Source organism: Lacinutrix sp. MEBiC02404 (assembly GCF_053601575.1).
In genome coordinates, this window is record NZ_JBSHNV010000143.1 from 72,658 (window position 1) to 95,252 (window position 22,595).

General features: G+C 32.7%; 14 protein-coding genes. 9 read left to right on the forward strand and 5 right to left on the reverse strand.

Features of this window, described 5'->3' with window-relative positions; translation table 11 throughout:
- Position 1: 1 nt before the first annotated feature.
- The gene (gene tamL, locus ACVCXO_RS04830) at positions 2–2,257 is read right to left on the reverse strand and encodes a translocation and assembly module lipoprotein TamL (RefSeq protein WP_452228468.1); all 2,256 of its coding nucleotides are present in this window, start codon (positions 2,255–2,257) and stop codon (positions 2–4) included.
- Positions 2,258–2,261: 4 nt separating this feature from the next.
- A complete protein-coding gene (locus ACVCXO_RS04835) occupies positions 2,262–7,304 on the reverse strand; it encodes a translocation/assembly module TamB domain-containing protein (protein ID WP_452228469.1) in 5,043 nt (1,680 codons plus the stop codon).
- A gap of 383 nt (positions 7,305–7,687) precedes the next feature.
- Between ACVCXO_RS04835 and ACVCXO_RS04840 the strand changes: the two genes are divergently transcribed.
- Entirely contained in the window at positions 7,688–9,391 is a 1,704-nt protein-coding gene (locus tag ACVCXO_RS04840) for a hypothetical protein (RefSeq protein ID WP_452228470.1), read from the forward strand.
- A gap of 176 nt (positions 9,392–9,567) precedes the next feature.
- On the opposite strand, the gene ACVCXO_RS04845 is transcribed toward ACVCXO_RS04840, so the two are convergent.
- Both ACVCXO_RS04845 and galE read right to left on the reverse strand, forming a co-directional pair.
- Positions 9,568–10,578: a LacI family DNA-binding transcriptional regulator gene (locus ACVCXO_RS04845; protein ID WP_452228471.1), complete on the reverse strand. Its 1,011-nt coding sequence runs from the start codon at positions 10,576–10,578 to the stop codon at positions 9,568–9,570.
- A gap of 71 nt (positions 10,579–10,649) precedes the next feature.
- The gene (gene galE / locus ACVCXO_RS04850; protein WP_452228472.1) at positions 10,650–11,675 is read right to left on the reverse strand and encodes a UDP-glucose 4-epimerase GalE; all 1,026 of its coding nucleotides are present in this window, start codon (positions 11,673–11,675) and stop codon (positions 10,650–10,652) included.
- Between the two features lie 95 nt (positions 11,676–11,770).
- Between galE and ACVCXO_RS04855 the strand changes: the two genes are divergently transcribed.
- From ACVCXO_RS04855 to ACVCXO_RS04890, 8 genes are all read left to right on the forward strand, one after another.
- Positions 11,771–12,769 carry a GntR family transcriptional regulator gene (locus ACVCXO_RS04855; protein WP_452228473.1) on the forward strand — a complete coding sequence of 333 codons (999 nt, stop codon included), beginning with the start codon at positions 11,771–11,773 and terminating at the stop codon, positions 12,767–12,769.
- 1 nt (position 12,770) lies between these two features.
- Positions 12,771–13,667: an aldose epimerase family protein gene (locus ACVCXO_RS04860; protein ID WP_452228474.1), complete on the forward strand. Its 897-nt coding sequence runs from the start codon at positions 12,771–12,773 to the stop codon at positions 13,665–13,667.
- A 26-nt stretch (positions 13,668–13,693) separates the two neighbouring features.
- Positions 13,694–14,839 (forward strand): galactokinase, encoded by a 1,146-nt coding sequence (gene galK / locus ACVCXO_RS04865; RefSeq protein ID WP_452228475.1) that lies wholly within the window; start codon positions 13,694–13,696, stop codon positions 14,837–14,839.
- A 16-nt stretch (positions 14,840–14,855) separates the two neighbouring features.
- Positions 14,856–15,878 carry a UDP-glucose--hexose-1-phosphate uridylyltransferase gene (locus tag ACVCXO_RS04870; protein WP_452228476.1) on the forward strand — a complete coding sequence of 341 codons (1,023 nt, stop codon included), beginning with the start codon at positions 14,856–14,858 and terminating at the stop codon, positions 15,876–15,878.
- 50 nt (positions 15,879–15,928) lie between these two features.
- A complete protein-coding gene (locus ACVCXO_RS04875) occupies positions 15,929–17,314 on the forward strand; it encodes a DUF1800 domain-containing protein (protein WP_452228477.1) in 1,386 nt (461 codons plus the stop codon).
- A 10-nt stretch (positions 17,315–17,324) separates the two neighbouring features.
- Positions 17,325–18,515, forward strand: a complete 1,191-nt coding sequence (locus tag ACVCXO_RS04880) for a DUF1501 domain-containing protein (RefSeq protein ID WP_452228478.1) — start codon at positions 17,325–17,327, stop codon at positions 18,513–18,515.
- A 383-nt stretch (positions 18,516–18,898) separates the two neighbouring features.
- Entirely contained in the window at positions 18,899–19,684 is a 786-nt protein-coding gene (locus ACVCXO_RS04885) for a T9SS type A sorting domain-containing protein (protein ID WP_452228479.1), read from the forward strand.
- 84 nt (positions 19,685–19,768) lie between these two features.
- On the forward strand, positions 19,769–20,812 hold the full coding sequence (locus tag ACVCXO_RS04890; protein WP_452228480.1) for a T9SS type A sorting domain-containing protein: 1,044 nt from the start codon (positions 19,769–19,771) through the stop codon (positions 20,810–20,812).
- A gap of 325 nt (positions 20,813–21,137) precedes the next feature.
- Here ACVCXO_RS04890 and ACVCXO_RS04895 read toward each other — a convergent pair whose 3' ends face one another.
- On the reverse strand, positions 21,138–22,592 hold the full coding sequence (locus ACVCXO_RS04895; protein ID WP_452228481.1) for an NAD-dependent succinate-semialdehyde dehydrogenase: 1,455 nt from the start codon (positions 22,590–22,592) through the stop codon (positions 21,138–21,140).
- Positions 22,593–22,595 lie beyond the last annotated feature (3 nt).

The following is a 22,595-nucleotide window of genomic DNA, read 5'->3' on the forward strand; positions in this document are numbered from 1 at the left end:
TTTAGAAAGGATATCCGATAGCAAAATTAAAAATACCATTACCAGCATCCAAAGAGTAATTGCTAGTTTGGTTAATAATAGGAGTGTGCAGTGGCGCAGCCCAATCTAACCGAAGTACAAAACTTTGAATGTCTACGCGTAAACCCAAACCAGTACCAATGGCAAGTTCATTTATAAAGTTGGAGGTGAATTTTCCACCAGGCAATTCCGTATTTTCATTTTGTAACCAAACATTACCAGCATCCACAAAAAACGCACCTTTAAAGTACGAATATAAAGGAAAACGATATTCTATATTAGCTTCCAGTTTTATATCTCCAGAACGGTCAAAGTAGGAATTTGTGCTTGTGCTTTCTGCGGTATATAATCCAGGACCAATAGATCGTGTTCTAAAAGCACGTATGCTATATGGTCCACCAGAGAAAAATTGTCTTGAAAATGGCAGTACGCTGGAGTTACCATACGCATAACCATAACCGCCATACAATCTAGTTACTAAGGTTTGCGATTTCCCTAAATTTAAATAAAAACGAGCATCGGCATCTATTTTTACATACTGTGCAAACTCCACACCTAAGATTGTTTTTTTACCGGTGTCCGTGTTTTTCGAACTCAATAAGCCTAAAGAGTTTCCTACGATATCTACATTAGAACTAAAATATAAAGGATGTTTTGTTTTGGTATTGCTTAGCTCATTATATGTGAAATTATAGGTTAAACCAGAAATTAACTGCTGCTCAAAACTACTTTTCAAAAACGGATTGTCCTCTAAAATAGTTTCAAACTCTGGGGTGCTATTCGATAGTTTAATATAGCTTGTACTAATGGGATTTATGGTGTGATACACAAACTTATTTGCTCTATACTGGTATCCAAAACTAGCATTAAAACTACTTAAGCTATAAAGTTGACTTCTATTTAAATATTCAAAACCTGCACTTATTACTGTTTTTGGGATAGTATATTTAAATTGCTCTGATAAATCCATTGGGAAAATTAGCCTTGGGAAAACAAGATTAGCGGTTACACCCAATTGTGTGCTGCTAAGACCTGTTGTGCCGCTAGAGTTACCACCCAATTGAGATTCATACCCGAAATCTCCAGTAATCTTTAAAACTTCACCACCTTTAAAAAGGTTTCTATTGGTGTAACTTAATGCTAATGTAGGTCCTGTAAAGCCATTCGATTTGGAGTTCGCTTGCAGTTCTGCACTTAATGCACGTTTATTTAAAGGGGATAAGTAAATATTGGTATTTAGATAACCAATGGTATCGTTTTCTTGTATTGGTTGTTCTTCAAACTGCACATTAACAAATTTATAGGTGCTAATAGAGGAAAGACGTCTACTGGTAGATCTAAATTTAGTTGGGTCATAAAACTGTCCGCTTTCAAGCTGCATAAACGGTCGCAATCGTTTGGGTTTAAAAAACAGTGCATCTTGTATAAAGTTTATGCCATCTATAGTTACAACATCTTCCGGATTACTCGTTTTGTTTATTGTGTAATCTGGATATACATTTATACTGTCTAATTGGTATGCAAATAGTGCTTTTTTTGGTGTGTTCTTTTTTAAACGTAAAAACAAATCATAACGTTGTGTTTTAAGTCGGTTGGTATCTATTTCAAAAATTAAAAAGTCGGCATTAAAATTATAATACCCTTTAGATTTAAGATGTTCATCTATACGTTCCCGTTCTATTTTAAGATTGGAAAGATTGAAGCGATCTCCTTTTTTAATAAAAGATTCGCTTAGCGTTTTCTGGATTTCTTTATATATAGATAACGAATCGGAGTCTAACTGATAGGTTTCCATGCGATACGGCTGTTTGACTTCTATAGTATAAACCACTTCACTTTTTTTCGTTCCTGTTTTAATTTCTGAAGTTACGGTACTAAAGAAGAATCCTAAATTTTCTAATCTATTTACAATAAGATTTTCCGTTTTCTGGATATCCACATTCGATTGATAAACAGGATCTTCACCTAATTTTTTATCTATAAATCGATAGATGAATCCTGGATTTCCTTTTGCGACTTTATAACGTGCTAGTACTCCTAGTTTTGAGGAATTGGGTTGCGGTCTTAAAACAGCTTGAAGCTCTTCTTTTATAGCTGTTAGATCTTTTATTTTTTCTTCGGAAGTGATTTTAAAAGTAGCACCATGATATAAAGTTTCATTTTCTGGAATAAACTTATTTACGCTACAAGAGCATACTATGCATATCAAAAATAAAATAGCGTAGTGTTTTAACTTCATGGTTTTATTCTTCAGATTTTTCCTCTTCATTTTTGTCTTTTTCCTCTTCTTGTTTTACGGATTGCTTTTCTTCCTCTTTAATTTTAGCAACTTCTTCTTTTACTGTTTTTGCGAAGAGCTCTTCAAATTTATTAAACTCTTGATTAAAAATTAGAGAAATTCCTGTGAGTATAATTTGTCCGTCAATAACATTTTGAAAATCATTTTTCCGATACGCTTTCAATCTCCATCTGCCATTATCATCAAAAAGATATTGAATATTTACCGTACCAACTAATGGCGTTGTTTCTCCTGCATTTTGGGAATTTTCTTGAATATCAACGCCGCTTCCTACTTCTACAATAAGTCTATCATTAAATAATCGTTTTTTGGCATTCACATCTAATTGTGTTTTATTAGTAGGTGCATCTCCTTGATAATCGGTGTAACTATCAATTCCGAAGTCCAACTCAATACCAGATTTACCTAAAAGCTTATTTGAAAAATTATTAAGTTGGTTAGAGAGCACACTATTCGCATTGTCTCGTGCAATCGATAAGGAACCACCACTACTACCATCACTAGTAGAAGAAGGGAAAAATTGATTTAGCACTAATAAAGAAAATACTTGCTTATTCAATTCGTCTTCTTGTGTATTAATTTGTTGTACTTGTGCATAAACTGCGCCGCCAAGTTCTCCTTGACTGTCTTTTGGAATATCTAGATTAAATGAAATCTCCGGTTTTAGAAGTTGTCCTTTTAAATTAAGATATACCAAAAACGGTAATTGTTGCCTATATTTACTGGTAACACTCGCACTTTCTCCTGTAAGTTGGGTGGCCATTAAACCAGATGCAGCGGTTTCTATTTCATAAATAGCACGAATATCCATATCTGCTTCTAACGGATTACCACGCCAAACAATACTGCTGCCTTTTGCAATATCAAAATGCCTTTTTACTAAATTATATAAACTTACTTCGTAGTGGCCACTATCTACTTCATATTTTCCAGAAAGTGACATATCGCCATTTTTGGCAATCCCAAATTTAAAGTCTCCGGTACCAGAAACTTTTAAATTATCGCCAGAACGCTCATCCACAATAATATTAAAAATAGCTTTTTTAGAAACCGTTAGTTGTGCATCGATATCATATCCTGTTAAAACAGCTGTGGATGATAAATCCTCGGTTTGCTTGGTTAAAATATCCTCCGGATTTTCCTTGTTTACAAAAATAACAATACCTTCTTTTTCTACTAGGTTCACTTCATCTTCAGGAATAACATAGGTGAAATTGGAAGCTTCATTGATCATTAAACTACCTCTCACTTTTGGAAGTTCTAAAGTTCCAGTGATAGCTACATCTGTATCGAGATTTACTTTTCCGTAGAATAAATCATTATCCTTTTCTGTGGAATTTAAAACTTCTATGTTTTTTGCTTTTAGAGTTAAATCAAATGACGGATTTATTAGGTTTTTAGTGGTGATTTTTCCATCTAAAACCAAAGGGTTTTTATTGGTGTCTTCTAAGGTGAATGCATCAAAATAAATACCTGTATTATCCAGTTTTATAGATTCTTTTGGAAGTAAAAAAGAAGCATTAAGCGCATTAATGGTTAGACCAGATGCATTAAATTTTACATTTCCTAAAAATTTAGGTACTTTCGATGTACCAGTTAGTTTGATTTTTCCAGAAAGATTTCCAGACGTTTTTGAAATATAAGTTCCTGCAAATTGCTCGATTGCTTTTAATTCTAGATTTTTTAAATCGATGTCAAAATGTAGAGGTGCTCCATCTTTATTTGCTTCATAATCGCCAACAATATCTAGGTTTAAGTTGGCACCATTAACTGCTAAATTAAGATCATACTTAGAACTAGTTATAGATTTTGCATTTAAGGTTAAAGCCCCCAAAGGCACTTCTATAACTTGTAAATTAGATACATTGGTGTTGGCTATTATTCCTAAATCTCCAAAAGGATTTTCTATAATAACTTCTCCATTTAATTCACCAGAAGCGAGTAGCTTTTCTTGGTTAAAAAGGCTGGTAATAGTACTTAATTCGAAATTTTTAAAATCAAATCCTATGTGTTCTATGTCTTTTCCAGCTAAGGTATTACTAACGGTAATTTGCTGGTCATTTTGGCTAAGCTTAAAATCGGTAAAACCTAAAAAATTAGGAGCATAAGTGATTTTATTATTTGGAAGAATAGACCAGTTTTCTTTGTTAAGCAGGAATCCCTTCGGGTTAATATGAAAACCAATGCTGTCTTTATTCTTGGTAACTTCGGAAGCAATTTGAATTAAAGTTTCATTAGAATCTAAGGCATTAAAATTGGAGTAGAGGACTTGCTCTTTCAAATTCCCTGTTACGTTTATTTTTTGAATGGCTATCGCTCCAGTTTTTAAATTTCCCAATGCAAAATCAAAATTTAAAGTTTCTTTTTCTGCATTCAGGGAAAAATCAAGGCTGTCCATAGTACTTCCGTCATAGGTTATTTGTGGTGCATTAGCACTCGCTTTAAACAAATTCTTTTGCGCATTAAAGTCGATGGTTATTGCTATTGGCGCTAACGATTCTAACTTGGGTAAAAATAAATCTTTAAGAATTGGTGCTTGTTTTACCGTTGCATTGAACTGCATTGTGGTGGTAGATGGCACATCTGTTTCTAACGGAGTAATAGTATCTTCAAAGTAGTTATTAAATTGATTTTGTAGCTCTGTAATAAGATTTGCTATATCTGTATTGGAAAACAAATCGGCATTTACCGGATTGCTTTCCATAGTAAAAGCGGTAGTCTCATTGGTAAGCGCGCCATCAAAAGAAATGTCGCCCAATAAATAAGGGGTATTGTCTCTAACAGAAAGCGCATCGGTAATTAGACCCTTAAATTGCAGGTTTTCTGTGTCATTACCTACAATATCTGCTTCTAGGTTAAATTTTGCACGGACATCATTTTGTGTAAGTCCGAAGGATTGGAAATTAACTCCTTTTAGCTGTAAAACCGAGTGTATTTTTGAAGCAACCGAATCTAATTGAATTGTATTTTCTATCTCAAAATCTAAGTTTTCATCCTTAAAATCTACATTTAGATTTCCGTTACCATTGGTGATTTTTCCGTTTAGATTCAGTTGTGAAAAATCATAGTTATTATAGGAAAGTTGCTTAAAGTTGGTGGTTAATTCTGCATTTAAAGTATTCCAGCTGGTGCCTTCTCCTTTAATCGCTGTTGTAAAAGCGTAAACGCCTAATTTTTCATTTTTAAGAATTTTGCCTAGCTGTAAATTAGTAACATCAAAGTTGCCATTAAAAGCAATCGTATTGGTGTTTTTGAAATTTCCTTTTACGGCAATATTTCCATCCGAAGTGATAAGTTTCGCATTGGTTGTAATAGTACTTAATCCACCATGAATACTACCTTTTAATCGAAAGGTTGCTGGGAATTCTATGTTGGCGATTTCGGGAGTAGTAAAAGCTAAAGCATCCTTTTTAACGGAAGCGATATCCAAGTTTTTAAGATCTACATATAAAGTATTCGTATCTAAAATGTTTTTTATAAAACCTTCGGCACTAATTTTTGTGTTTTTCCCCCAATGAAGAGCAGTTTTTGGTATGTTAAGATTATTTAGAGTACCATTTAGGTGTAATGCACCGGTAATTTGTTTCCGCGAAAGCGTGGTTAGATAACTATTGTTTTTAAGTTCTGGTGCGAAGAAAAAAGCATCTTTCGGATTGATACTTAAGTTAGGAATGGAAACAGCTATTTTACTTAAATCTGGAGCATTAATTAAAGTATTTATAGTATTGTATTGTATCGAAATAGTACCAGCAACGCTATTATTGTTAGTATGCAACGAGAATTCTTTTAATGTAGTGGAAGTGGTATTTAATGCTAATTGCGTAGTAAGTTTTTTTAATTGAAAACCACTACGTTCTATAAACGACACCTTTTCTAAAGATACACTAGCATTTTCGGGTTGATACAAAAGCGTATTGGCTTTAAAATTAAAATCTTTTAGTTGTATATCTTCCGAATTAAACACATGGTTCACTAAGGTTGTTTTTCCGGTTTTTGCTGTAATTTGATTATTAGAGAGATCGATATTGTTTGCGGTAATCTTCCATTGTGGCCATTCGAAATTTGTAGATTTCTCGATAGTCGTTTCTGTAATTGGTTTTAATTGCTGAAATCCTATAACGGAATTTCTTAGTTGGAAATCGGTTATCATAACCACTTGTTCTTCTAAATCTAAAACAGGCATTTGTAGATGTAATGCATCCAAGAATACATTTAAGTCCAGTTGGTCTGGAGTAGCATTATAAGAAATCCGCGTATTATTGAAGTCCAAATTTTGGATAGCAATTAATGGAGATTTGGTTTCTGGTTCTTCTGTATTGGTAATAAATGGTTTGGTTTGCTTGTAGTTAATCACACCATCTGTAAGTTCTATTTTATTAACATCAAAACCCATCTGCTCTAAATCTATAGCATTGGTTTCTACATTAAGGCTATTTAATCGAATGTCACTCTGCATCCCTAAATGAGCATCTTTGTATGTTACATCTATATCTTTAAGATGTAGTTTTCCTAATGTGATTTTTATAGGCTTTCCAGAAGTTGAAACAGTTGTAGTGTCTTCCGTAGTAAAAGCATCCAATAAAAATTGATAATTAAAGCTAGAAATGCTATCCTTTCTGTAGACATTTGCTTTTAAACCTTCCCATTCTAATGCCTTTAAATAAAACTCATCTCCTTTAATTAAAGGCAATAAAGCTACAGAAGCTTCCATGTTTTTAGAGTAAACTAAAGTATCTCCTTTGATATCTTCTAAATAAAGCCCTTTAAGAAGTAGATTACCAGAAAAAGTAAGGTATAGTTTATTAATTTCAACTTTTGTATTGGTTTTATTAGAGACATAATTGGTTGCTTTGGTTACAATAATGTCTTGTCCCCACGGACTTCTTATAAATAATATAAGCGCAACAAAAAGTACAAAAAGAACTAGAATCGTTCTTTTAACGATTTTCCAAAATGAAGATTTTTTATGCACCTTTTTCGGCTCCATACACTAGCTCAAGTATTTTAGGTAAATAGCAATTTAACGTATTTATTTTATTTTTAATTGTAATGTATACGAAATCCAAATTTACGTCTTTGATATTAAAACAAAGCGTATAGAAATGTTAATAAAAGGGTTTGTCTTTTTTATAAAACATTTATTGGTAATCGCTAAATCATCCATTATTTATATACATAGGATAACGGTACTACGTCTTGGATTGGAATGTCTTACATAAATACCAATTGAAAATGTTAGGACAGATTCATTTTTAGGTATTTCATTCGTATAGTAGATAGGAAAGCGTTAATCTATATTGGGAAAGTAGATTATGAAATAATACGTTAGTTCGAGTTCGTGTTAAAAAAACATTTTTTATATATGTTAATTTGGTTCTAGTTAGGGATAATATAAACTTGATTGGTTGTGGTAAAGGGGAGTACATTAGAGAAAAAATAGTAATCAATAAAACGACTATGTACAAACAGAGTAAATTAATCTTCAGAAATATTGCTTTTTATACCTTATTACTAATGTTCTCTTTTTCTTACGCTCAAGTAGGTGTAGGCAATTCCGATCCAAAAGCGACTATAGATATTACCGCATCTAACCAAGCAGCTCCATCCAATGCAGATGGGATATTGATTCCTAGAGTAGATGCTTTTCCTTTAACTCCTCCTACGGCTGCACAACAAGGTATGCTAATATATCTTACTACTCCTGTTGATGAAAAAGGCTTTTACCATTGGGATCAACCAACTACAAGATGGATTCGACTTTCGAGTATCGAAAAAATAAATGATCTTTCTGATGGTAAATCGGATGTGGATGGCACGGATGATGGCTCTTCTGTTTTTATTGGGATTGAAGCGGGTGAAAATACAGATAGTGATAATAGGAGGAATGTTGGATTAGGTTATAGAGCCCTGCAAGCTAATATAACGGGGTTTGGTAACACAGCGCTGGGTCAAGTTGCTTTAGCATCCAGCACTGGTAATGCGAATACAGCAGTTGGCGCTCAAGCTTTGCATGTTAATACTGCAAATCAAAGTACAGCTGTTGGGTATCAAGCGCTTTTTAAAAATACAACGGGTACATTTAATACCGCAACAGGTTGGTCTGCATTAGTAAATAATGTTACAGGTGCTAATAATTCTGCTTTTGGTAATGGTGCTTTATTGAGTAATACTAATGATGATAACTCTGCATTTGGATATTCGGCATTACGCTTAAATACTGTTGGTTTCGGGAATTCTGCTTTTGGAAGCCAGGCCTTAAACGCGAATACTTCAGGAGAGAATAATACAGCAGTTGGTAGTACAGCACTGAATAAGAATTTAGATGGAGATAAAAATGTAGCGATTGGAAATGGTACACTGTTTTCAAATACAACGGGTAGTCAAAATAGTGCTGTTGGAAGCTTAACAATGACATCAAACAAAACAGGTAACTATAACTCGGCGCTTGGTTATAATGCCTTAAGTGATAATACTTCAGGAGAGTCTAATACTGCTATTGGTCAGGCAGCACTGCTGGAAAATCGAACAGGGTCTAACAATGTAGCCGTCGGTAATGGGGCATTGCGTAAAAATAGAAACGCAGATGATAATACAGCTATTGGACGTGGAGCAATGTTTGATACTACCTCAGGTGCAGAGAATACGGTAGTAGGTGCAACCGCTGGATATGCACTTACTGGTAATAATAACGTATTTATAGGACGTGAAGCAGGTCGGAATATTAGGGGTAATGCTAACGTGTTTATAGGATATAATGCGGGTTTCTTTACAGCTGCTAATTCTACAATTTCTTCTACATTACTTATTAATAATTCTAACGGAGCAATACCTTTAATTTATGGAGATTTTGCCACTAACAAAGTAGGTATTGCTAAAATAGCAACAACGCATGCTTTAGAGGTTAATGGTACAACGGAGGCTACACAGTTTAAAGTTTCTGCTCTAAATGCAGCTCCGGCAACTTCGTCATCTACAGGTGCACAAGGAGAAATTCGAGTTACAGCAACATATATTTATATTTGTACAGCCACTGATACTTGGAAGCGAGTACAGTTAGATGCAACTGCTTGGTAAGGCGTTTATGATTTGTAATTTAGAATCTTTAACAAGGTTTCTAATTAAGAATATTATAGTATATATGTTTTCTGAAAAGCGATAGGAACTCGGTTCTGAAGGTTTAGATTTAAGACGTTTTGGATATTAACACCAAGTATTTTAATGATACCTGTACCTAATCGTACTGCAGTGTTTTATTTTGAAGAATTTCTTAGAACGATATCGGTTTCTACGGTTTCTGATGTCGTATATGCAATTTTATTTTCTAATTTATTAATTAATAAGGTAGCAGCTTTTTCTCCAATAATTTCTCCGTGTCTACTAATTGTACTAAGCCTAGGATTGGAATGTCTTGCAAGAATGCCGTTAGAAAATGCTAAAACAGATAAAGTTTCTGGTATTTTTATTCCTTTTTGTTGCGCTACCTTCATGGCAGCTATTGCAACAGATTCATTAGATGTAATTAAAGCATCAAACGAATGATTAAATAAAGGTTTTACAACAGCCTCATGTTTTTTATAATACATTTCATGTGTTGTAATAATGATGGCATCCTGTTTTTTGAGATTGTTGCTTTTTAAACCAGCTAAATAGCCTTCATATCTAGATTTTCCAATACTTAAATTTATATCGGTGGAAACAAATGCAATCTTTTTGCAACCCTTGTTTTTTAAATAATTAACAGCGTTAATAGATGCCTTGTAATCGTCTGTAATTACTTTGTCGCAATTTATTTCTGCAACAACACGATCAAACATTACTAATGGGATTGCTTTTTCTAGACAGGCGTTTAAATGTGTATAGCTCTCTTTTAATTGGGTTTCTTCAGAAATAGAAATAATAAATCCATCCACAACACCTGTCGATAACATTTCTATAGTTTCAATTTCTTTTTGAAGAGATTCGTTGGAAATACACGTAATTACTCGGTATTCTCTTAGAGAGGCAATTTTTTCTATTCCTTTTAATATTTGTGCAAAGTAATAGTTAAGCATGTTTGGAATAATTACTCCAATAGTCTTCGTCTTTTGATTTTTTAAACTTAGCGCATTAAAATTAGGGGTGTAATTTTTTTCTTTGGCGTATGCTTTTATTTTTTCGGCTGTGGGTTTGCTAATTTCTATACTGTTATTTAGTGACTTAGATACAGTAGAAACGGAAACATTGAAGTGTTTAGCAATGTCTTTTAGTGTGATTTTTTTCATGTTTCCGAAATAAGTACGCTTTAATTAACTGTAGGTTTGCTTGGTGAAAGCTACACCTTTTTTTGCTGCTATTAAATTTTTCTATAGTTCTGTTCCCATTTCCATGAAGAATCAATCATTTCATCCAATCCTTTTTCGGCAATCCAACCTAGTTTTTCTTTCGCTAAATTTGTAGCAGCATAAAGTTCTGGAACATCACCATCTCGACGGTCTGTGATTTCATAATTAAGTTTGGATTTCGATACTTTTTCAAACGAATTAATAACATCCATCACAGAATAGCCAATACCAGTTCCAAGGTTAAAGGTTTCTAGGGATTTTTCATTCGCGTTGTCAAGTAATCGCGTTACGGCAATTACATGGGCTTTAGCCAAATCTACTACGTGGATATAGTCTCTAATTGGTGTGCCATCTTTAGTAGGATAATCTTTACCAAAAACCATAAGTTTTTCTCTTATTCCTGCAGCAGTTTGCGTGATATAAGGCATTAAATTGTTAGGCGTTCCATTAGGTAATTCCCCAATTAAACCAGAAGCATGTGCACCAATAGGATTAAAATATCTGAGCGATATTGCTGAAAATTTTGCATTTGAATTGGTATAATCTTCCAGTATTTCTTCCGCAACTTTTTTCGTGTTTCCGTAAGCAGAAAAAGGGCGTTGGGTTTCATTTTCTTCGGTTATTGGTAACGTTTTTGGTAAGCCATAAACCGTAGCAGAAGAAGAAAATATGAAATTATTAATCCCGTTTTCGCTTTGTGAAATTAAAGTGTTTAAAAGGGAGTAAAAATTGTTTTGGTAATATTTTAAAGGATTGTCAACAGATTCCCCCACGGCTTTGTGTGCCGCGAAGTGTATCACCGCATCTGCATCTGCATGTATTTTAAAAACCTTCGCAGTGGCTGCGCTATTTTTTAAATCGATTTCTACAAAAGCCGGTTTTACGCCAGTAATTTCTTGTATTCTTTCAATGGTTTCTTCAGATGAATTAGATAAATCATCAAAAATTAAAACTTCAAAATTGTTTTGAATCAATTCTATAACGGTATGCGATCCAATATAACCACAACCTCCTGTAACAATTACCTTTTTTTTCATTTCAAATGCATGTTTTAATACCGTGCTAATTTACAAAAAAATATAAAATTACCAACCAGTACCTACTAGTTTATTTTTTTTCTTTACATTTGTTTATGAATCTGATAAAAATTTCTAAAAAATCAAGTGTACCAAAATATAAGCAAATAGTGGATGCCGTGGAGCATGCTATATTACATGGGGATTTAATTAAAGGAGATAAACTACCTTCTTTAAATAGTATCAAGAATAGAAATTCTATATCTAGAGACACCGTTTTAATTGCTTATAATGATTTGAAAGCGAGAGGCATCATACAATCTATTGTTGGTAAAGGGTATTATGTTTTAAGTGAACATGTACATATTTCTCAAAAGATTTTTCTGCTATTTGATGAGTTAAATTCGTTTAAAGAAGATTTATATAATTCCTTCATAAATAATTTAAGTAGTGAAATTCAAGTAGATATTTTCTTTCATCATTTTAATTTTAACATGTTTGAAAAACTGATTAGCGATAGTATAGGTAATTATAATTACTACGTAATTATGCCTGCCAATTTTAAAAACGCGAATACTATTATTCAGCATTTACCTTCAGATAAAGTCTATATTTTAGATCAAACACATTCGGATTTAAAAGCATATCCTTCTATTTTTCAAAATTTTGAAAGTAATATCTACCAGTCGCTTCATGCTGGTATGGATCTCATTAAAAAGTATCATAAAATAGTATTGTTGTTTCAAAGTGAAAAGCAACCAAAAGGAATAGTTACCGGTTTTTTGCGTTTTTGTAAGGATAATAATATGGAAAATGAAGTGATCGCTTCTTTAGAAAATAGAACCCCTTTAAAAGGAGAAATATATTTTGTTTTAGATGATAAAAATCTAATTCGAATGCTAAAAAAGATTAAATCAGAAGTATTAAAACTAGGAGAAGAAGTAGGTATTGTATCTTATAATGATACTATTTTAAAAGAAGTAGTAGCAGAAGGTATTACCACCATTTCAACCGATTTTAATGCGATGGGAAAACGCTTGGCGGAAATGATATTGAATACAGAACATTTACAAGAAGAAAATCCGTGTCATCTAACTATAAGAAAATCTTTATAATATGTTTCAAATAAAAACACATGCTAAAAAGGACTTAAACTATGTGGAATTATATAGTCCGGAAGGAAATTCAGTAGCAAGAATTTGTTTAGATGAAGGAGGAAGACTAGACCTATTGACTTTAAATAAAGCACCTTTAATTACCCTAAACAATGCGTTTCCATATAAAGAATCGTATGCTTCTTCCATTTTATTTCCTTTTGCAAATAGAGTAAAGGATGGTATATATTCTTTTGAAAATAAGACATATAATCTAGGCTGTAATGAGGAAGATAGAAATAATGCATTACATGGATTAGTATATGATAAAACGTTTAAAGTGATTAAAAAGGAAGCATCCTTAAATTTCGCAAAATTAGAATTACAGTATAAAGCTATAGGCAAAAATGCAGGGTTTCCTTTTGCATATAATATCCATGTTATTTATAAAATGTCGCAAAACGGTCTTCGCTTAAAATTGAAGGTAAAAAATACAGATACTACCTCTTTCCCTTTTACTTTGGGGTGGCATCCTTATTTTTTGTCGGATGACTTATATAATAGTTCTGTCGCTTTTGATAGTAAAATGCAAATGGAAAGTGATGTTAGAATGATAACTAAAGGTACTTCCGCATTTAGCGCACCTATGCCATTTCAAATAAAAAAGAATGCACTGGATACTGCATATCACTTAGATGAAAATAGGGTAATATTCAGGACACCTAAGTATAAATTGAGCATGACATCTTCGGCCAAAAACAATTACTTGCAACTTTATACGCCAAATATTTTAAACCTTATTGCAATAGAACCTACAACAGGTGTTTCAAATAGTTTAAATAATAAAATAGGATTACAAATACTAGAACCAGGACAGACCTATAAAGTATCATATGTACTGGATCTTGAAAATAATTAAAAGCATCTAGTCTAAAACGAAATAAAATGAGCAAAAAGCTAATTAAAGAAGTGAAAAAAAGTTTTGAAGAGCATTTTAAAACGAAGCCATTAATGGTGTTTGCACCAGGAAGAATAAATCTTATTGGAGAGCATACAGACTATAACGATGGTTTTGTTTTTCCTGCAGCAATTAATAAAGGTATTGTACTAGCAATTCAAAAAAATAAAAGAGATACAAGTACGGTATTTGCTATAAACAAAAATGACTTTTACGAATTTAAACTTAAAGATCTTCAGCCGATAGAAAATGGTGGTTGGCGTAATTATATTTTGGGAGTCGTTGGCGAGATTTTAGACTTAGGGCATGCATTAGAAAATTTTGACATTGCATTTGCAGGTAATGTTCCTGGTGGAGCTGGTTTGTCGTCTTCTGCAGCTTTAGAAAACAGTGTGGTTTATGCTTTAAATAAATTATTTAAGCTAAAGCTAACCAAAAAGCAAATGATACTTATTTCACAAAAAGCAGAGCATAAATATGCAGGTGTTAAATGTGGTATTATGGATCAATATGCGAGTATGTTTGGTATTAAAAAAAGTGCTTTGCTTTTAGATTGTAAAACGGTTACTGCAACACCATATAAGATAGATTTTAAGGATTATACACTGATGCTTATCAACACCAATGTAAAGCATGATCTATCTGAAAGTGCTTATAATGATAGAAGGTCTGTTTGCGAAGCTATATCTAAAAAACTAAATGTTAACGCTTTAAGAGAGGTAAGCATTGAAGATTTAAATGGAATTAAAGAGGATATCACAGAAGAAGACTACCAAAAAGCACTGTATGTTATTGAAGAAAATTTACGTGTTCATGCGTTTGCAAAATATATTGATACCGGTGATTTAGAGATGTTAGGTGCTTTACTTAATCAATCGCATAACGGATTAAGTACACAGTACAAAGTAAGTTGTGAAGAGTTAGATTTTTTAGCCACGCTTGCAAAAGAAAATCAAAATGTGTTAGGAGCCAGAATGATGGGAGGCGGTTTTGGTGGTTGTACCATAAATTTGGTATTGAAAAGTGAATTTAAAAATTTTAAAAAAGAAGCTTCAGATAAATTTCAGAAAAGGTTTGGGAGAACTTGTAATGTATACAAAGTAAAACTTTCCAAAGGAACAAATGTTATATAATAAAAATCAGAATACAATGAATTCTAATTTACAAGAGTACTCACACAAACGATTTAATATTTTAACAGGAGAATGGGTTTTAGTTTCTCCACATAGAGCAAAACGACCTTGGCAAGGTCAAAATGAAGCTGTTCAAGAAGAACATAGACCAGCACATGATCCTTCTTGTTACTTATGCGCCGGGAATACTCGTATTAATGGAGAACAAAATCCAGAGTATAAAGACGTGTTTGTTTTTACTAATGATTTTGCAGCATTACAAACAACTTCGCCTACATTTTCTGTAAATGAAGGGTTGTTTAAGGCAGAAAGCGAACAAGGAATTTGTAAAGTTATTTGTTTTAGTCCAGACCACTCTAAGAGTTTAGCAGATATCGAAGTTGCTGACATTAATAAAGTGGTAACTACTTGGCAAAAGGAATACTTAGAGTTAGGAGCGCATGCCATGATTAATTACGTACAAATATTTGAAAACAAGGGAGCAGTTATGGGTTGTAGTAATCCGCATCCTCACGGACAAATATGGAGTCAGTCTACCTTACCAAATGAAGTAGAGAAGAAAGACAAAAATCAGGAAGCGTATTTCGCAAAGCATAAATCTAGTTTGTTAGGCGATTATTTGAAACAAGAATTGGAAGCTGATGAACGTATTATTTATCAAAATGAAAATTTTGTAGTACTAACCCCATTTTGGGCAGTTTGGCCTTTTGAAACCATGATTGTTCCTAAAAAACAACATGCTAATATTGCGGAAATTTCAGCAGAAGAAAGTTTAGATTTTTCGGAAGCTATTTCGAAAATAACAAAAGCTTACGATGCGTTATTTGAATGCTCATTTCCGTATTCTAGTGGTATTCATCAATCACCAACTAATGGAGAAGCGAATAAACATTGGCATTGGCACATGAGTTTTTACCCACCATTATTGCGAAGTGCAACGGTTAAAAAATTTATGGTAGGTTATGAAATGTTTGGTTCTCCGCAACGCGATATCACAGCAGAACAAGCAGTACATAGGTTAAAAGCATTAGTAGTTTAAACCTTTTACGGTTCAACACGTCTTAGTATATGTAATTAAAGCGCTTTAATATGAAAAGGAAACAGATACAGCATTTATATTTTAGGGCAGGTTTTGGGTTAAATAATACCGAACTTTCTAAGGCGTCCTTAAAATCTAAAGCAGAAGTTGTTTCTGATTTATTTTTAAAGTCCGAAAATTTTGAGCCTATTACGATGGACTTATCCGAGTTTGACGACTATATAAATATGTCTAATGAGGAAAGAAAAAACAACGAAGAACTATATAGAGCACTCATTAAAAAAAGCAGACTAAAAGTAAGAGCACTAAATAGTGTTTGGTTGCATAAATTAAGAGATACAGATGCGGTTTTAAATGAAAAATTAACCTTGTTTTGGGCTAACGTTTTTGTTTGTAAAGACAATCATATCATTCATGTCTTAAAATATAACAATACTTTAAGAACATACGCATTGGGAGATTTTAAAGCATTTGTAAAAGCAATTGCAAGAGAAGCTTCCATGAGTAAATATCTAAATAATAGGCAAAATGTAAAATTAAAGCCTAATGAGAATTTTGCACGAGAACTGATGGAGCTTTTTACATTAGGTCTTGGTGAGTATACAGAACAAGATATAAAGGAAGCTGCACGTGCATTTACAGGATGGAGGTTCGAACAAAATGGAGATTTCACCTTGAATGCGAAGTTTCATGATTATGGGGAGAAAACGTTTCTTGGTCAAACAGGTACTTTTGATGGTGACGATATCATCGATATTATTTTACAACAAAAAGCGTGCGCGCGTTTTATTTGCACAAAAATATATGCCTATTTTATTAATCCTAAAATAGATTCGGCTAGGCTAGAGGAGTTAACAGAAGTGTTTTTTAAAGATTATAATACCAAAACGCTAATGCATTACATATTTTCATCCGATTGGTTTTATGAGGAAGAAAATATTGGGGTTAAAATAAAATCGCCCATGGAGTTGTTTGTGGGGATTCAAAAAATTGTTCCTTTAAAATTCAAAAAACAGAACCAATTACTTTTCGTTCAAAAATTAATGGGACAAGTGTTACTAAATCCACCAAATGTAGCAGGTTGGAAGCAAGATAGAAATTGGATAGATAGTAATACCTTAATGTTTAGATTAAAATTAGCATCTGTTTTATTAAATGGACATGTTATAAATATAGATGAAAAAGGGGAGTTTGAAGATGCTTTTGAAGAGTACTATGCTAAAGAGAAAAATAAGGATAGATACTTAAAATTAGAATCCTCTTGGGATAACTTTAATCGGAATTATAAAAATTTAGAAGCAGACATATTACAAGAATTATTAATTATTTCTCCAATAGATAAAGACACACAAGTAATGCTCTCTAATCTGTTTAAAAAGGAAGTAAAGGAGTATTTAATACAGTTAATGTCTTTACCAGAATATCAATTATGCTAAACCGTTTCAGATGAAAAGAAGAGATTTTATAAAGCAAAGTAGTTTAGCAAGTAGTTTATTGTTTGTTCCAAGTTTTGTAAAAGCTTTTGAAAACAAAACGGCGCATACATTGTCTCAAAAAAAACTGGTAATTATTCAATTGTCTGGAGGAAACGATGGCTTAAATACAATCATTCCTTATAGAAATGATATTTATTACAAAAGCAGACCTAAGTTGGCGGTTTCTGCTTCAGATGTAATGAAATCTTCTAACGATTTAGGTTTTCATTCTTCCTTAAAAGGGTTGAAAAATTTATATGATAAAGGCTATCTATCGGTAATCAATAATGTAGGTTATCCAAATCCGGTACGTTCGCATTTTAGATCTTCTGATATTTGGCATACCGCCAGTGGAAGAGAGGACGTAATAAATACGGGATGGTTGGGTCGATATATAGAGCATCATGGAAAAATGCCTTATTCCGGAATAGAAATAGACGATAGTTTGTCGTTAATTTTAAAAGGAGAAAGCATGAATGGTATCGCAACAAAAAACCCTGAAATATTATTTAAAAATATGGATACGCCATATTTTAATAAAATATTAGATTACCAAACCAGTGCACATTTAAGTGAGCATAATCTAGGGTATTTGTACAAGACAATGATAGAAGCAAAGTCGAGTGCCAAATATATTTTTGAAACTACTAAAACCTATTCTAGTGCAATAGAATATCCAAACAATCCCTTTGCAAAACAGTTAAAAACGACTGCACAATTTATTAATTCGGGTATAGATAGCCAAGTATTTTATGTGTCTATGGGCGGATTTGATACGCATGCCAATCAATTAAATAGACAAAGTAAACTATTGAAAACGTATGATGATTCGATTACTACTTTTATAAAAGACTTAGAAAAGAAGGATACCTTTAAAGACACGCTGGTGTTAACTTTTTCAGAATTTGGAAGACGTGTACAACAAAATGCAGCGGGAGGAACCGATCATGGTGCAGCCAATAATGTATTTGTTTTAGGAAAACATTTAAATAAACCAGGATTTTATAATGAAGCTCCTAATTTATTAAATTTAGATGCTAATCAAGACATCCAGTATTCTGTTGACTTTAGAGAAATATATGCTACTATTTTAGAAAATTGGCTAGATGTAAATCAAAAGCCTATTCTTAATAAACCGTTTACCGCTCTAGACTTTATTTAATTTTATTTTTCAGCCTTTGCCATCTCTTTATGGCAACAGTTCTAAACCCCATATGGTCAGATCCAGAATCTTGACTAACACCCATTTTCTATTTGATACGGATTTCCAGGGCTAAATGCTTTTTTTGGTCCTTTTCGGTTTTCTATAAGATTGGAAGTATCTAATTCATTATAGTAATTATTATTCTATAAAGCATCAAATTTATTTTATCCAGGTTGTAGTAAAAATGTAACACCTTATTATAAGGTATACTAAGTTGGGTTTTTCATTTACAGATAATTAAGTGTTAGTCTATGGTAATATTAAGGAACGATACATCTCCTATAAATATTAATTTTACTTGTGAATAAAACACATAAAACCAATAACTTAAATTTTTTATTATGAAAAAAAATTACATTCTTTTCTTAGCTTTTTTATCCTTAACATTTTTCATGAATGCACAATCAGATATTGAATATACTTTTGATGCTAATTCATTTGAAGGATGGACACAAGGAGGAAGTGGTGGTGCTTTTGCTTCTACTTTTACAAATAATCCAAATGGAGAATTAGAAATTAATTGGACAGCAGATGCATCTACAAAAAACATTGTTATGTATGGTGATGCCGCAGTTCAAACATTAAATGCAGACGATTATAAATTTATGCAATTAAGAATTAGTAACACATCTAGTCAAATTAACGTATTAAGAATTAGAGGTAGAGTTGCAGGCTTGAATGGTTTTCCTACTTTTATTGATGTTCCAGTTACTACAAATGCAGCAGGTGAGTTTTCTACATACAATTTTGAGATTACCAGTAATGCATATGCAGGAACATTAGATAGATTACAGGTTGTATTTAGAAAAAACGATGGTAGTGTAATTACAGATTCTGGTACTATTGAAGTAGATAATATTTTGGTTTCTGCATCGAATACATTATCCGTAAACCAGTTAGAAGCTTTTGCTTTTACTATGTATCCTAATCCAGTAAAAAATAAATTAAATATTACTTCTAAGGAAGCAATTACAAAATTAGAGGTAATTGATTTATTAGGAAGATCTGTATTAACCGTTAATGAGGTTAGTGATTCTGTAGATATATCCTCTTTAACTAATGCGATGTATCTTATTAGAGTAACATCGGAGAATGGTATTTCTACTAAAAAGTTTATAAAAGAATAGTGCAATTACCTTTAAAAGGTTGGTTAAAGAATACAATCAGCAACAACCCATATTTAAATTAATTATCCATTAAAACAATTTATTATGAAAAAAAATAACACTTTACTTATAGTTGTTCTTGCTTTTTTTGCTTTGAGCTTAAATGCACAAACAACCATTATTGATGATGATTATACAGATGCTTCTTATGATGCTGCAGCTGCTCAATCCAATTTAGAGGATCATCCAGATTGGTCCGCTGGACATAATGTCCCTAACGGACCTCCAAATACAAAAACATGGAGTGCTAATGGTGCTGATCAAATAAAAACACAAACTAATTTTGCTTATGCTATCAATCAAACACCTATTACGGGAGTAGCGGGAGATGTAATCACTATTACAGTTGTAGCGCAATTGGGTAATAACCCTCAAATCTTTAATGCTACTGACGCAAACAAGCAATTATATGTTACAGGTTTATCTCCTGTTGCAACAATTCCTGCAGGTCAGGTAGGTAATATTCTTGGACAAAATCGTGATGGCGTGTTGGTAAGATCTGACGGGCCAGGTGCTAGAGTTTTTTTGAGTGATGGTGGACCATCAGGTTTTGGTACACAACCAGAAATTAGTACAGCAGATAAATCTGCTTACCAAATTATAATAGAATATACGCTTGGAGCTGATTCGGGTTCATCCACTAAAACTGCTAGAATAAGAAATCTAGGTTCTAATGAAACATCTCCAATTGGATCTGCTAATAATGGAATTAGACCTGATGTTTATACAGCATTGACTGGTTCTGGAGCTTATTTCTTTAATTGGGGTCTTGGATTTGTTGTTGCGGGAGAGATTAATATTATTTATAATAATAGAATCCTAGTTACGAAGAACATACCATTACTTTCGACTGAAAACTTTAGTGCTTTTCAGTTTGAAATGTTTCCAAATCCGGTACATGATGTGTTAAACATTAAAACGCAAGAAACTCTTGAAAAAGTAGAAGTACTTGACTTATTGGGAAGAACGGTATTAACGGTTAATAAAATTGGTTCATCTATAGATGTTTCTTCTTTAAAAGCTGCCATGTATGTAGTTAGATTAACATCAAATAAAGGTGTGTCTACTAAAAAGTTTATTAAGAATTAAGTATAGAATTAGTCTTTATAAAAAACTCCTTTTACATGTTGTAAAAGGAGTTTTTTTATGTTTAAAAATCGCGTTAATTGTTTGTTTGAAATTATTTATTTGAGATTACAGATAGTATAAATGTGGAGGTAAGGTATGTATATAATATTCGGTTTTGTTATTGGAGGTGAAGGTTCGTTTAAAAATATTAGGCACATCCATTATTAAAATTTGTTGGATTACACTGCTCATATTTTTTTAAAGAATTTCTATTAGGAAACGGTATACAAATAAAAATGCCTTTTACATCTTGTAAAAGGCATTTTAAATTCAATGTATAGGGCATTTAAATCGCTGTAGAAACACGTTTTTTAACTAGGTAATCATCTAGTGCTAAATGGGAACAATCGTGACCAATACCACTGTTTTTAATTCCTCCATGAGGTAAGTAAATAGCGTATTTGACACCATTTATTTGTATTTCACCAAATTCTAAGTCTTCGGTAAAGCGTTCAATTCTTTTATGGTTGTTGGTAAAGATGTAAGAAGCTAAACCATATTCGGTATCATTTGCTAATTTTAGAACTTCATCATCTGTATCAAAAGACATTAAGCCAGCAACAGGACCAAAAGTTTCTTTGTTAAACAAGGTCATATCATGGTTCGCTTCAGAAATAATGGTTGGTTTTATCCAGTTTCCATTTTCTGGTAAGCCTTCAGGTATTTTATTACCATAGACTACTTTTCCTCCTTTACTTACTGCATCTTCAATAATATCGAACATACGATCTCTATCTTTCCTAGTAGCAACAGGTCCCATAAAAACGTCCGGATTTTCTTTTGTTCCAAATCCTATTTTTAATGCTGAAACTTTTTCTACATACGCTTTTAAAAACTTGTCATAGATATTTTTATGTACATAGATTCTATTCGCAGCAACACAGATTTGTCCCGTATTACCAAATTTTAAACCTACGGCTAAATTTAAAGCAGTATCAAAATCCGCATCTTCAAAAACGATGAAAGGTGCGTTTCCACCTAATTCCATTCCAAGTTTTTTAATAGAAGTCGTACTATCTGCAATAACTCTTTTTCCTGTTGCTGTGGAACCAATCATGGTTAATACAGAAGGAATGGTGCTAGTAGTTAACACGGTAGCAACTTCACTCACAGAGCCGGATAGAATGTTTACTACACCAGCTGGAAAATTAATAGCATGTAAAATCTCACCTACCATATATGTAGATAATGGCGATATTGCTGAAGGTTTTATAATAATAGAGCATCCGGAAGCTAAAGCAGGTCCTAATTTAAAACCAACGTTTAGTAATGGGAAATTCCAAGCAAGATATGCAACTGCAACACCTGCCGGTTTAGAAATCATTTTATGCGTATGCGTATTTTCGTAATCTGGTATTTGTTCCTCTCTGAGGTTTTTCATAGCATTAGGATACCATTCTAAACCATTTACTAATGCTTCAATATCTTCATAGGCTCCTGCATAGGTTTTACCCATTTCGTGAACCATAGCATTTCTTAGTTCATGCTCTTTTTCTTTTACAGCATCACTAAGTTTTTGCATCCATTGCGTTCTTTCGGCTAATGAAAGTTTAGACCAGTATTTAAATCCTTTTTGGGCAGCTACCAAAGCAGCTTCTGTATCTGCTTTACTAGCTTCGGCAATTTGTGCAATGACTTCTCCTGTTGCAGGACAAATAACATCTGTTTTTTTACCATCTAAGGCATCGACTAATTTACCGTCTATATATAGTTTTTTATAACCAAAATTATGGGTTTTCATAGG